Annotated in this window: 11 protein-coding genes; 4 read left to right on the top strand and 7 right to left on the bottom strand. The window is 37.9% G+C overall.

Annotated elements, in window-relative coordinates; all coding sequences use genetic code 11:
- Window positions 1-803 precede the first annotated feature (803 nt).
- Genes PVV59_RS03455 through PVV59_RS03465 form a run of 3 tightly spaced genes read right to left on the bottom strand, consistent with a single transcriptional unit; the run spans window position 804 to window position 3,359 of the window.
- The gene (locus tag PVV59_RS03455; protein ID WP_273754580.1) at window positions 804-1,724 is read right to left on the bottom strand and encodes a metal ABC transporter solute-binding protein, Zn/Mn family; all 921 of its coding nucleotides are present in this window, start codon (window positions 1,722-1,724) and stop codon (window positions 804-806) included.
- A 9-nt stretch (window positions 1,725-1,733) separates the two neighbouring features.
- Window positions 1,734-2,603 (bottom strand): metal ABC transporter permease, encoded by an 870-nt coding sequence (locus PVV59_RS03460; protein WP_273754581.1) that lies wholly within the window; start codon window positions 2,601-2,603, stop codon window positions 1,734-1,736.
- A gap of 3 nt (window positions 2,604-2,606) precedes the next feature.
- On the bottom strand, window positions 2,607-3,359 hold the full coding sequence (locus PVV59_RS03465; protein ID WP_273754582.1) for an ABC transporter ATP-binding protein: 753 nt from the start codon (window positions 3,357-3,359) through the stop codon (window positions 2,607-2,609).
- Window positions 3,360-4,047: 688 nt separating this feature from the next.
- On the opposite strand from PVV59_RS03465, the gene nrdH reads away from it, so the two are divergent.
- Genes nrdH through nrdF form a run of 4 tightly spaced genes read left to right on the top strand, consistent with a single transcriptional unit; the run spans window position 4,048 to window position 7,788 of the window.
- Window positions 4,048-4,272 (top strand): glutaredoxin-like protein NrdH, encoded by a 225-nt coding sequence (gene nrdH, locus PVV59_RS03470; protein ID WP_273754583.1) that lies wholly within the window; start codon window positions 4,048-4,050, stop codon window positions 4,270-4,272.
- Window positions 4,272-4,670 carry a class Ib ribonucleoside-diphosphate reductase assembly flavoprotein NrdI gene (gene nrdI, locus PVV59_RS03475; RefSeq protein ID WP_273754584.1) on the top strand — a complete coding sequence of 133 codons (399 nt, stop codon included), beginning with the start codon at window positions 4,272-4,274 and terminating at the stop codon, window positions 4,668-4,670. The genes nrdH and nrdI overlap by 1 nt, the downstream gene beginning before the upstream one ends.
- On the top strand, window positions 4,652-6,802 hold the full coding sequence (gene nrdE / locus PVV59_RS03480) for a class 1b ribonucleoside-diphosphate reductase subunit alpha (RefSeq protein ID WP_273754585.1): 2,151 nt from the start codon (window positions 4,652-4,654) through the stop codon (window positions 6,800-6,802). The genes nrdI and nrdE overlap by 19 nt, the downstream gene beginning before the upstream one ends.
- Before the next feature lie 11 nt (window positions 6,803-6,813).
- Entirely contained in the window at window positions 6,814-7,788 is a 975-nt protein-coding gene (gene nrdF / locus PVV59_RS03485; protein WP_273754586.1) for a class 1b ribonucleoside-diphosphate reductase subunit beta, read from the top strand.
- Here the strand turns inward: nrdF and prmC are convergent.
- From prmC to secA, 4 genes are all read right to left on the bottom strand, one after another.
- Window positions 7,785-8,651 (bottom strand): peptide chain release factor N(5)-glutamine methyltransferase, encoded by an 867-nt coding sequence (gene prmC, locus PVV59_RS03490; RefSeq protein ID WP_273754587.1) that lies wholly within the window; start codon window positions 8,649-8,651, stop codon window positions 7,785-7,787. The genes nrdF and prmC overlap by 4 nt on opposite strands.
- Complete coding sequence (gene prfA / locus PVV59_RS03495) at window positions 8,648-9,727, bottom strand: peptide chain release factor 1 (protein ID WP_273754588.1); 1,080 nt, start codon at window positions 9,725-9,727, stop codon at window positions 8,648-8,650. The genes prmC and prfA overlap by 4 nt, the downstream gene beginning before the upstream one ends.
- 177 nt (window positions 9,728-9,904) lie before the next feature.
- Window positions 9,905-10,324, bottom strand: a complete 420-nt coding sequence (locus tag PVV59_RS03500) for a Fur family transcriptional regulator (RefSeq protein ID WP_273754589.1) — start codon at window positions 10,322-10,324, stop codon at window positions 9,905-9,907.
- 15 nt (window positions 10,325-10,339) lie between these two features.
- Entirely contained in the window at window positions 10,340-13,057 is a 2,718-nt protein-coding gene (gene secA / locus PVV59_RS03505; RefSeq protein ID WP_273754591.1) for a preprotein translocase subunit SecA, read from the bottom strand.
- Between the last annotated feature and the right edge of the window lie 35 nt (window positions 13,058-13,092).

A 13,092-nucleotide genomic window follows, 5' to 3' on the forward strand; every position in this document is an offset into this window, starting at 1 on the left:
TCTATTACATTCATAAAATCAACGTGTAACCGATGAGATTAAAAAATTAAAAGTTTTTGTAATGATCCATTGTTACATAATAGCGAGAATATCGAAATACTCATATGAAGAAATTTTATCTTTTTACATTCATAAGAAGAATATTATATTTTGAATATAATAAAGTTTTTTCATTTTAGAACACATCAATAGGTAAGAACTGTTTACAAACCATATTTTCTCTCATTTTTAAATGAAATTTATTTATAAAAACAATATGTTATGATTTTTTCTAAGGTGATAATTTATGTCTTTTATAAAAAATGAATAAGAAAAATAATAGAGAGAAAATTACTCACAAATGGTGGCATTAAATCCCCCATATCTTAGCTTTGATGGGTGATATAAAAAATTCATTTTATTCCTAAAAAAGCGACGATGTTCTGAATATCTTGTACAAAAATAGGAACATCTTGCTTAACGGCAGTATATTGATTTATAATCATAATTCACGGTTTTGTGTATTGAGTAAGAATTTCGAATACCATAAGATTCTCTCATTTCAAATCTCTTTACCTTGAATCGATCAAAATCAGTTGCTTACGCGTCAAAAGCGGGGCTGGCGTGTGGATAAAAAACTATTAAGAAAGAATTAAAAATGCTTTCTATGAATTAATTCAAGTGTTGAGAATTATAGCAAAAGAAACATTGGAAAATAGAAAAATAATACTCGCGGTTTGGGCACGATGAAGTAATAACTCCAATTATGACTTTATTTACCTGAACATTTATAGGATATAAGTTTTCTTCTATAAAAATATTTTTTAATGTTTTGTGATGGCATCAATAATAGTATTCACATTATGCTTCATCATATCGAGATAAGTTGCAGCAGGGCCATTTTCGTTTGACAATGCATCAGAATAAAGGGTTCCACCAATTTTTAAACCTGTTTCTTTTGAAATTTGTTTTATGAGACGAGGATTAGAGATATTTTCAACGAACAAAGCTGCTGCCTTATTTGCTTTAATTTGTTTGATAATTTTAGCAACATCAGCTGCGGTTGCTTCAGTTTCTGTTGAAGCGCTTTGGGGGGCTAAGATAGTGAAGCCATATTCTTTGGCAAAATAGCCAAAAGCGTCATGAGATGTAATAATGACACGTTTATCTTTAGGGATTGTGTCAATTTTTATTTTTAGGGCATCTTGTACTGTTTTAAGCTTTTTGATGTAGGTTTCTGCATTTTTATTGTATCGAGTACAAGATTGTGGGTCAACTTTACAAAAAGCAACAGCGATATTCTTCACATAGATTTCGGCATTGGGAATTGTTTGCCAAGCATGTGGATCAATAACGCTGTGATGATGGTGATGGGCATCATGTTCTTGATTTTTCATTTCGAGGGGGGGAATGTTAGCACTAACCTCGACAAGGAGTGCTCTTGTCCCGCTTGCTGTGATGAGACGGTCAATGAATCCCTCTAAATGAAGTCCATTGATAAAAATAATCTGAGCATTTCTAAGAGCTTGAGCATCATGAGGGGTAGGTTCATAAGTGTGGCTATTCGCATTGGGTCCTACAAAAGTGGTCATAGAGATATTATTGCCTCCTACATTTTTGACTAAATCGGCAAGAATAGAAAAGCTTACAACAACTTTTATTTTATTGTGTGCAGAAGCAGGAAAGGGAGAAAGGGCAAATAATAAAACACTCAGCAGAACAAATTTTTGAGTAAACTTAGGCATCTTTTTTCTTTAAAGTGAGGAAGTATAAAAAAGGTGGGGAAACCGTGTTACAATAAAACCGCGTGGACTTATAAGGCAGGAAATAAGATAAATAAATCCTGCGGCAATGATGATAGCAGGGCCAGAGGGCAGCGAGAGATGAAAAGAAAGCAGAAGACCACATACGCTAGAAATGATTCCAAAAAGAGTGGAAAGCACGCAAATAGGGACTAAGTGTGAAAACCAAAAACGGGCTGTAATCGCTGGAATCATCATAATACCAACGGAAAGTAATGTTCCAAGCGACTGAAAGCCTCCAACCAGATTCAACACCACAAGTCCAAGCAATGAAATATGAATATATTTACTCAATGGAGAAAGTGATTTAAAAAAGAGAGGGTCAAAGCTTTCTAAGACAAGCGCACGCCAAAAAATAAAAAGGCAGCAGAGTGTGATCAGCATTATGATAGTGATCAGCCAAAGAGCTTGTGTATCAATTGCTAGAACTGATCCAAATAAGAGATGAAGCAGTTCAATGGTTGAATCTTTCAGGGAAATAATAATGACACCTGCTGCAAGTGCAATAAGATAAAAGACGGTCATGGATGCATCTTCTTTCTGAAAGCTATTGCGTGAAATTAAAACGGTTGCTAAAGCAACAATAAGGCCGGCGAAAATACCCCCAAGTGTCATAGATATGAGTGAAAAGCCGCAAATGAGAAAAGCAGTTGCAACACCAGGAAGAATGGCATGAGAGATAGCATCTCCTGTCAAACTCATTCCACGGAGCATTAAAAATACACCAACAGGACAAGCGCTCATAGAGAGGAGAATAGAGCCGATAAGGGCATTTTGCATAAAGTGGAAATCAACAAAGGGGGCGAGGAAAAATGCATACACGTCTTATAACCTAAGAAAGAGAGAATCATTAATAGGAAGGAGGCGCTTTCGTGCACGAATACATAAAGGGTTAGCGGTGAGAGGGGGCATAACGTGGTGAATGGTATTGTCGAGAAACTGTGTTGTTTCTCCATAAAAGGCGTTTTGTTGATTAATTTGAATCATTTGAGGAAAAAACTCTCGCACGACAAGAGGATCATGGAGTGCTGTGAGAACTGTGCGTCCTTGCTGTTGCCAGTACGAGATCAGTGTAAGAAGGTCTTTTTGAGTATTGCGATCGATACCATTGAAAGGTTCGTCAAGCAATATAATATCAGCATCTTGGACAATGATACGTGCAAAAAGGGCGCGTTGTAATTGCCCACCTGATAATGTTTCAAGCGAACGGCTAGCAAGTGCTGTGAGCCCAACCATTTCAAGTGCATTCTGAATCTTAGACTCATAAGGGCGCTGGTTTTTCCATAATCCACAAAAAGACCATAGTCCTGTTTTTATAAGTGTTTTCACATCAATTGGAAATGTTTGATCGATATCACACTGCTGAGAAAGATAAGCGGTCCGACTGTTTTTCGGCTTTGTAACTTTACCTTTGAGAGGTTTAATCAACCCAGCGATGGCTTTTAGCAATGTTGATTTTCCAGCACCATTATCACCTGTGATTGCGACCAGTGAACCCGCTTTTAATTTTGCTGAAAAACCTTTGATCGCTATTCTATTCCCATAGCCTAGTGTTGTCTTTTTAAAGTGCAGTTCCATAACTTATACCATCTTTGCTTATTATTTTAGAAACTATGTAATAATATAACGTTTGTCAATAAAATGTTATATTATTACATAGTTTTTAGAGCTGAATATTTTAGTGGGAAGATCGTGGACAATTCAAAATAATCGTCGAATTCTCCTTGACGAAAGAGAGAGAGTATATACTATATATAGTATCAAAATGATTGGTGATTCTAAATAAGCACAAGAGAGGGTATTAGTGTGTTTCGTTTGGTATCTAAGTTATTTCCAATGTTATTGTAAAATTATTGAGCAAGGGTATAGCGATATTCTTGCTGAAGTGTTTCTTTTGGAAGGATTTCCTTTCATTTTTGTAATTGATTTTTGCCGTAAAAGAGTAAAACAGAACTCTTGAAAGCGGCGGTTTAGAACGTTAGTTTTTAGACAGCAGGAGGGAATTGTTTGCCAAGCAAAAGATTGTTTTATAACTGGGGGATCCCATTTAAGTTGTGGAATAATCTCTTATTCTCATCATAGTCTTTGAAGTTATTTGATGAGGGATTCTGTTATGTTCGGGAATCTGTGTGCTATTTGAAAACAACCACACATTTTACGTACAATTTCTGTTGTTTGTTATTCTTGAGTATTTATAAAATTATTAGAAAACTATTAGATTGACTCTTTTAGGGTTGATTGTTTTGAATTGTGAAAGTTGAAGAAAATGTCGATCACTATCTATAGCAAACCATCTTGTGTTCAATGTGATGCTACACGCCGTGCTTTTGATGCAAAAGGTATTCATTATCGTGTTGTGGATATTTCCCGTGATGAACAAGCCTATAGTTTTGTTCAATCTCTGGGGTATCGCCAGGTTCCTGTCGTCGTTTGTGGTGAAAATCATTGGTCTGGTTTTAGACCAGATATGATTAGTGGTCTTTGTATTTAATGGGACTTATTGTTTATTATTCGAGTGCTACGGGTAATACTGAACATTTTGTTTCACAGCTTGGTCAAAAACTTTTTAAAATTGATAAGAAAAAACCATCTGTGTTGGTTGGTGAGCCTTATGTGTTGGCTGTTCCGACTTATGCAGATGGTGAAGGCAGAGGAGCTGTGCCAAAAGCAGTTATTCATTTCCTCAATGAAAGTGAGAACCGCAAATTCATTCGTGGTGTCATTGGTGGTGGGAATCGTAATTTTGGTCGCTATTATAATTTAGCAAGCAAGATCATTTCTGAAAAATGTTGTGTGCCTTGCCTTTATCGTTTTGAGTTACGTGGAACTGATGAAGACGTTATTTGTGTAAAAAAGGGATTGGAAAGATTTTGGAAACAATTGGGATAGAACAATCGCAGAAATCAGGTCAGATCACCGATTATCATGCACTGAATGCAATGCTTAATCTGTATGATGAAAATGGTCATATCCAATTTGATATGGACAGACTTGCCGCGCGGCAATATTTTCTTCAGCATGTTAACCAAAACACAGTTTTTTTTCATAATTTAAAGGAAAAAATAGATTACTTGATAGAAGAAGGTTATTATGAAAAGGATTTGTTTGAGCTTTACGAATTTTCTTTTATCAAAAAGCTTTTTAAACGTGCTTATGCGTTTAAGTTCCGTTTTCCTACTTTTTTGGGTGCGTTTAAATATTATACCAGCTATACACTGAAGACTTTTGATGGGAAGCGCTATCTTGAGCGTTATGAAGATCGTGTCTGTCTTGTCTCTTTATATTTAGCAAGGGGCGATAAGGCTCTTGCTGAGAGTTTTGTGGATGAAATTATTACAGGGCGGTTTCAACCTGCAACCCCGACATTTTTGAATGCAGGGAAAAAACAACGGGGCGAATTGGTGTCGTGTTTTTTGTTGCGTGTTGAAGATAACATGGAATCGATAGGGCGTTCGGTTAATTCAGCTTTACAGCTTTCAAAGCGCGGTGGAGGGGTAGCACTTTGTTTGACAAATTTGCGAGAAGCAGGAGCTCCGATTAAGCAAATAGAAAATCAATCTTCCGGTGTTTTACCGGTGATGAAACTCTTAGAAGATTCCTTCTCTTATGCCAATCAACTTGGTGCAAGACAGGGGGCTGGTGCTGTTTATTTACATGCACATCATTTAGATATTATGAAGTTTTTGGATACAAAGCGTGAGAATGCTGATGAAAAAGTTAGAATTAAAACGCTTTCACTTGGTGTTGTCATTCCTGATATTACCTTTGAGTTAGCACGTAATAATGAGGATATGTATCTATTTTCATCTTATGATATTGAGCGTGTAACAGGCAAACCCTTTAGTGACATTTCTTTGACGGAGCATTATCGATCTTTTGTTGATGATGCAAGGATTCGCAAAAGGAAAATAAGTGCACGTGTTTTTTTCCAGACTTTAGCGGAGATTCAATTTGAGTCTGGTTATCCTTATATTTTATTTGAGGATACTGCTAATCGAGCCAATCCGATAGCCGGACGTATAAGTATGAGCAATTTATGTTCAGAAATTTTACAGGTGAGTGAGGCGAGTGAACTAGAGACAGATTTAACATATCGTACTGTTGGAAGTGATATATCTTGTAATCTTGGTTCCATGAATATTGCTAAAGCAATGAAAAGTCCTGATTTTGGGCAAACAGTGGAAGCTGCTGTTCGTGCTCTTACTGCTGTTTCCGATATGAGCGATATTGCTTGTGTCCCTTCCATTGCCAAAGGCAATGCTGAAAGCCACGCGATTGGTTTAGGACAAATGAATTTGCATGGTTTTTTAGCACGTGAGAAGATCTATTATGGGTCTCCAGAAGCGATTGATTTTACCAATATATATTTTTATACGGTAACCTATCATGCAATACGTGCTTCCAATTTAATTGCACGCGAGCGTAAGAAAACCTTTGCAGGATTTGAAAAGTCTGCTTATGCAGACGGTCGTTTTTTTGACAAATATATTGAGAAAGAGTGGAAGCCGCAATTTGCACTTGTACAAGAGTTTTTTGCACGGAATAATATTGCTATACCAGATCAAAAGGATTGGCAGGAACTCAAGGATTTAGTTATTGAGTATGGGCTTTATAATCGCAACCTGCAAGCTGTTCCCCCAACAGGGTCTATTTCCTATATTAATCACGCGACCTCTTCTATTCATCCCATTGCTTCGAAGATTGAAATTCGCAAGGAGGGAAAAATTGGGCGCGTTTATTACCCAGCTCCTTACATGGATAATACAAATTTGGATTTTTACCAAGATGCCTATGAGATTGGTCCAGAAAAAATTATTGATACCTATGCTGTTGCCACGCAGCATGTTGATCAAGGTCTTTCATTAACGCTCTTTTTTCCAGATACCGCTACCACGCGTGATATTAACCGTGCACAAATTTATGCTTGGAAAAAAGGTATAAAGAGCATTTATTATATACGGTTGCGGCAAGTGGCATTGAGTGGAACGGAAGTGGATGGCTGTGTTTCATGCAGTCTATAGGAGATAATCATATGACAAAGATTACAACTAAAAATCCTGTTGTTTGCGCTGTCAATTGGAATAGGTTGCATGATGAGAAGGATCTTGAGGTATGGAACCGCTTAACTGGAAACTTTTGGTTGCCTGAAAAGGTTCCACTTTCTAATGATATTCCTTCATGGTCAAGTTTAACAGAGGAAGAACGCAAGCTCACGATTCGTGTTTTTACAGGATTAACACTTCTAGATACGATTCAAAATACTGTGGGTGCCATTTCATTGCTTACTGATGCAATCACAGAGCATGAGGAGGCAGTATTGACCAATATTGCTTTCATGGAAGCAGTTCATGCGCGTTCTTATTCTTCTATTTTTTCAACCCTTTGTTCAACGGTAGAAGTTGATGATGCGTTTAGATGGTCAGAGGAAAATATTCATTTACAAAAAAAAGCCAGATTAGTACTTGAACGTTATGAAGGGAATGATCCGCTAAAGAAGAAAATTGCCTCGACTCTGCTTGAAAGCTTTTTATTCTATTCTGGTTTCTATTTGCCTATGTATTGGGCCAGTCGTGCTAAATTAACAAATACAGCTGATCTTATTCGGCTTATCATTCGTGATGAAGCTGTTCATGGTTACTATATAGGCTATAAATTTCAATTAGGGTTTGCAAAACTTGATGAGGACAAAAAGCAAGAAATTAAAGACTTTGCTTTTAACTTGCTCTTTGATCTTTATAATATTGAATGTAAATATACTGAAGATCTTTATGACGCACTTGGATTGACAGAAGATGTGAAAATTTTTCTTCATTATAATGCAAACAAAGCCCTAATGAATCTGGGTTTTGAAGCTCTTTTCCCACCGGAAGTTTGCCGTGTTAATCCGGCTATTTTGGCTTCTTTGTCACCAAACTCTGATGAAAATCATGACTTTTTTTCAGGGGCAGGTTCCTCTTATGTTATTGGCAAGGCAGTTGCCACGACAGATGATGATTGGGAATTTTAAGGGGTGTATACAAAGAGAAGAGCGCGGGGTATACCGTTTAAATCTTTGCGCATTTCTAAACACTTAAAGCCATTTTTTTCAAATAAGTCGCAAACTTCTTTTTCTTGAGAGGAGCCGATTTCAACAGCAATATAACCTTCTGCTTTTAAGTAGTTTGCGGCTTTATCAGAAAGCCTTCGATAAAAATCAAGGCCATCTTTTCCACCAATCAGTGCGCGTAATGGATCATAGAGCCGCACTTCTTTGGCAAGATTTTGGATATCTTTTTCTGGAATATAGGGTGGATTGGAAACAATAAGATCAAATTGACCTGTAACAGAATCAAACCAATCACTAAGAAGGGGTGTAAAACGATTGATAACATCAGCATTCTCTGCATTTTTTTTCGCTGTTTTGAGGGCATTTTCAGAAATATCAACAGCCACTGCATAGGATTGGGGAACTTGTTTAAGAATGGCAATAGCAATAGCACCGCTTCCTGTTCCCATATCCAGCAGTGTTATTTTTTCTGATTTTTCACTCTGTTTTTTGATAAATGGTAAAACAAGATCCACCAGTGTTTCTGTATCAGGACGTGGTTCTAATGTTTCTTGAGAGAGTGTAAAAGATATACCATAAAATTCTCTTACTCCTATAATACGGTAGACAGGTTCGGCAGCAATACGTCGTTGAATGGCGCTTTCTAATTGTGCAATTTGTTCAAAAGACAGACAGAGATTGGGTTGAAGAATTCTATCCGATGCATTTGTATTTGTGATCCATTCAACAAGTATTTTTGCTTCAAGATTGGCTTCAGAAACTCCCTGAGTGCGCAATTTTTCTTGAGTTTGTCGGATAACATTGTTGAGAGTATACGCGTTCATCCATGATCATCCATTTCCATAAGGAGGGCTGTCTGATGATCGGATATGAGTGCGTGAATAATCTCATCAAGCTCTCCTTCTAGAATGCGGTCAAGTTTATAGAGAGTGAGATTAATACGGTGATCAGTGACACGTCCTTGTGGAAAATTATAGGTACGAATACGTTCTGAGCGATCACCAGAGCCAACCTGATTTTTACGGGAAGCGGAACGTTCATTTTCCGCTTTTTGTCGTTTGATATCAAATAGGCGTGCACGTAAAATTTGCAGCGCCCGTGCACGGTTTTGGTGTTGTGATTTTTCTGCTTGCACAACCATAATCCCTGTTGGAATATGCGTGATACGAACAGCTGAGTCCGTTGTATTGACATGCTGTCCTCCTGCTCCAGAGGCACGCATGGTGTCAATGCGGATATCTTCAGGACGAATTTCAATATCAATTTCTTCAGCCTCTGGAAGGACAGCAACGGTAGCAGCAGATGTATGGATACGTCCACCGGTTTCTGTTTCAGGGATGCGTTGTACACGATGAACGCCTGATTCAAATTTCAGTTTAGAAAAAACGCCTTTCCCTGAAATACTGGCAATAATTTCTTTATATCCACCAACTTCTCCCTCATTAAGTGAAACAACTTCAACTTTCCAGTTATGGGAAGCGGCATAACGCTCATACATACGGAAAAGATCTCCTGCAAAAAGTGCTGCTTCTAAACCGCCTGTTCCTGCGCGAATTTCAACAATGGCACTTTTTTCATCAGCAACGTCTTTAGGTAAAAGAAGAATCTGGAGTTCTTGCTCAAGTTGTTCTATTTTCTGACATAACAATGGTAATTCTTCTTGGGCAAGATGACGCATCTCTGTATCTGTGAGTTTATCACTGATAAGTGTCTCGAGATCCGTAATTTCTCTATAAAGAGCACTGAGTGTTCGTATAGAAGAAACAATTGGCTGTAGTTCTGCATACTCAGAAGCTAATTTCACATAAGTTTCAGCATCTGGGTTTTTTGCCATTTGGCTTTCAATTATTTCGAAGCGCTTTTCAAGCTGTCTCATACGATCTTTTGGCAAAGAAACCATGACAATATTAGCCTATTTTGTTGTAATACGAGCAATTGGTTGCCTTATAGCAATCAGATAAAGAGGCTAATAAAGCAGAAAAACTCTCTTGCCAATGAAAACTATAGATTTTTCGAGTAAACTTGTAGAAAATCTGCTTTTCATAAAGCGTGTTTTTGATGATACATGCGAGATGAGCTACTCAAGAGTTGTTTTTTTCCCATAAAGTTCAAGGCGATGATGAATAATATTATAGCCAAGGGATTTAGCAATTTCTTCTTGCAACTTTTCAATGATATCAGAATGAAATTCGATAACTTGCCCTGTTTCCACATCAATGAGATGATCATGATGTTGGCCATCTGCTTGCTCAAAACGAGAAGGGCCACCACTAAAGCTATGACGATGAATTGTTCCATTCCCTTCTAATGTTTTCATGGTTCTATAAACGGTTGAAAGCGAAATACTCGAATCTATTTTGTGAGCACGCTGAAAAATTTCAAATGCGTTGGGATGATCATTTGTTTCAGCCAAAATATCAAGAATAATGCGCCTTTGACGTGTTACTCTTAGACCAGCAGCACGTAACTCCTTCTCATAATTTCGCTTTTTATCCATCTTCTTCATTGTTTTTTAAACGAAGGCACCATGACAATGTTTGTATTTTTTTTCTGAACCACAAGGACAACGTTCATTGCGTCCAACCTTTCCCCACGTAGTAACATCGTTGGGATCACGGTCTTTTGGGTTAACAATTCTATTTTCTTGTGTTCGTGCCCATAAAGGTGGACCATTTTCTTGCTTTTGATCATTAAAGACAGAAGAATCAGTACCAGTTTGCTCAAGCATGTTCGGTTCGGTAGGTTGTTGAATAATTTCAAAGCGCATAAGTTTAGAAGTAACGATTCGGCGTAAATTTCTCAACATACTTTGAAAAAGTTCAAAAGATTCTGTTTTATACTCATTGAGTGGATCTCGCTGCGCATAACCACGAAAACCAACAACAGAACGCAAATGATCTAAACTTACCAGATGTTCACGCCATAACGTGTCAATGGTTTCGAGCAATACTGCTTTATGAAAATAAGCCATAACCTCTGGAGAGTAGCGTTCAGTACGCTCATTTTCGAGTTTGGTAACAGCATTTGATACGCGTTCTAAAATCTGTTCTTCGGCAATTCCATCTTCTTTTGCCCATATCTCGATTGGAAGCTCAAGATTGAAGAGTTGGTGAATTTCCTCTTGTAGAGCTTTCACATTCCACTTTTCAGAATATGTTCCTGATGGAATATAAGTTTCTACAAGATCTTCCACAACTTCATCACGCATTTCATGGATCATGTCTGATAAATCGTCTGTGTTCATGATCTCCATACGCTGTTCAAAAATAACCTTGCGTTGATCATTCATGACATCATCATATTTTAGAAGATTTTTACGAATTTCAAAGTTTCGTGCTTCGACTTTTTTTTGTGCTTTTTCAAGGGCTTTATTAATCCAGGGATGGATAATAGCTTCATTTTCTTTCAATCCAAGTTTTTGCAGCATTCCATCCATACGATTGGAGCCGAAGATACGCATGAGATCATCTTGAAGAGAAAGAAAGAATTTTGAGCGCCCAGGATCACCTTGGCGACCAGAACGTCCACGAAGCTGGTTATCAATACGACGGCTTTCATGGCGTTCCGTCGCAATGACGTAAAGACCACCAGCCGCTAAAGCTTTGTCTTTAAGCTTCTGAACATCTTTTTTTATTTCTTCAATTTTAGCTGTCCGCTCTGGACCTTCGGGGATATCCTGTAATTCTTGTCGGATACGCATCTCAACATTCCCACCAAGCTGTATATCAGTACCGCGACCAGCCATGTTGGTTGCGATGGTGAGAGCTCTAGGAACTCCTGCTTGCGCAATGATGTACGCTTCTTGTTCGTGATAGCGAGCATTTAAGACTCTAAAATCGGTAATGCCTTCTTTTCGCAAACGCTCTGCCAATTGTTCTGACTTTTCAATAGAGGTTGTTCCAACAAGAATAGGTTGTCCTTTTTCATGCGCTTGACGGATATCACGCACAATTGCCCGATATTTCTCTTCTGCTGTTCGATAAATTTCATCATCTTCATCAATACGTTGTATGGGCAAATTTGTAGGGACTTCTACAACCTCAAGGCCATAAATATTACTGAATTCTTCAGCTTCTGTTTTGGCTGTTCCAGTCATTCCAGAAAGTTTTCTATACATACGGAAATAATTTTGGAAAGTAATGGAAGCAAGTGTTTGATTTTCTGGTTGAATAGCAACATGCTCTTTAGCTTCTAACGCTTGATGAAGTCCTTCAGAATAACGCCGCCCAGGCATCATTCGCCCTGTAAATTCGTCAATAATAACGATTTCATCATTGCGAACAATGTAATCTTTATCGCGAGCAAACAGTTTATGGGCTTTAAGAGCATTATTGATATGATGAACGATAGCGACATTTTCTATGTCATAAAGACTTTCACCTTTAAGATGTCCAGCTTGTTCGAGCATTTTTTCAATTTTTTCAGTACCAACTTCAGTAAAAGTTGTTGTTTTTTGTTTTTCATCTATTTCATAGTCTTCTGGAGTTAAGGCAGGAATAAATGTGTCAATAAGGTTATAGAAGTCAGTACGATCTTCTAGAGGGCCAGAAATGATAAGAGGAGTACGTGCTTCATCAATGAGAATCGAATCTACTTCATCGACAATTGCATAGTGATGCCCCCGTTGAACCATTTGACTACGATCAAAGGCCATATTATCACGCAAATAATCAAAACCTAATTCATTATTTGTTGCATAGGTGATGTCGCATGCATAGGCTGCTCGACGGGCATCACTATCAAGGTCATGGAGAATTACGCCTGTTGTTAGTCCTAGAAAACCGAAAATTTTTCCCATTGTTTCAGCATCACGACTAGCGAGATAATCGTTTACTGTCACAACATGAACGCCTTTACCTTCCAATGCATTGAGATAAATTGGCAACGTTGCCATTAATGTTTTGCCTTCACCGGTACGCATTTCCGCTATACCACAGTCGTTAAGGACCATTCCACCAATAAGTTGTACGTCAAAAGGACGCATATCATAAACACGTTTTGCAGCTTCGCGAACCGTTGCGAAGGCTTCCGGTAAGAGTAAATCAACACTTTCACCTTCACTAAGACGTTTACGAAAGATTTCTGTCTTTTGGTAAAGCTGCTCATCGCTTAATTTTACGAATTGTTCTTCCAAAGCATTAATTTGTGCAACTTTTTGGCGGAGTGCTTTGAGACGTCTCTCATGAGCTGAACCAAAAAATTTACGTGCAAAAACACCTAAACTGACCATCTCTGGCCCTTTCTTTTAATCGTTATCATTCTTGT

The sequence above is a fragment of the Bartonella sp. MM73XJBT.G genome (assembly GCF_028618435.1).
Classification (GTDB): Bacteria; Pseudomonadota; Alphaproteobacteria; order Rhizobiales; family Rhizobiaceae; genus Bartonella.

What these genes read in the sequence shown, in the direction of transcription:
- PVV59_RS03455 (WP_273754580.1), bottom strand. Translation starts at nt 1,724, where the DNA reads ATGCCTAAGTTTACTCAAAAATTTGTTCTGCTGAGTGTTTTATTATTT.
- PVV59_RS03465 (WP_273754582.1), bottom strand. Translation starts at nt 3,359, where the DNA reads ATGGAACTGCACTTTAAAAAGACAACACTAGGCTATGGGAATAGAATA.
- nrdH (WP_273754583.1), top strand. Translation starts at nt 4,048, where the DNA reads ATGTCGATCACTATCTATAGCAAACCATCTTGTGTTCAATGTGATGCT.
- nrdI (WP_273754584.1), top strand. Translation starts at nt 4,272, where the DNA reads ATGGGACTTATTGTTTATTATTCGAGTGCTACGGGTAATACTGAACAT.
- nrdF (WP_273754586.1), top strand. Translation starts at nt 6,814, where the DNA reads ATGACAAAGATTACAACTAAAAATCCTGTTGTTTGCGCTGTCAATTGG.
- prmC (WP_273754587.1), bottom strand. Translation starts at nt 8,651, where the DNA reads ATGAACGCGTATACTCTCAACAATGTTATCCGACAAACTCAAGAAAAA.
- prfA (WP_273754588.1), bottom strand. Translation starts at nt 9,727, where the DNA reads ATGGTTTCTTTGCCAAAAGATCGTATGAGACAGCTTGAAAAGCGCTTC.
- PVV59_RS03500 (WP_273754589.1), bottom strand. Translation starts at nt 10,324, where the DNA reads ATGGATAAAAAGCGAAATTATGAGAAGGAGTTACGTGCTGCTGGTCTA.
- secA (WP_273754591.1), bottom strand. Translation starts at nt 13,057, where the DNA reads ATGGTCAGTTTAGGTGTTTTTGCACGTAAATTTTTTGGTTCAGCTCAT.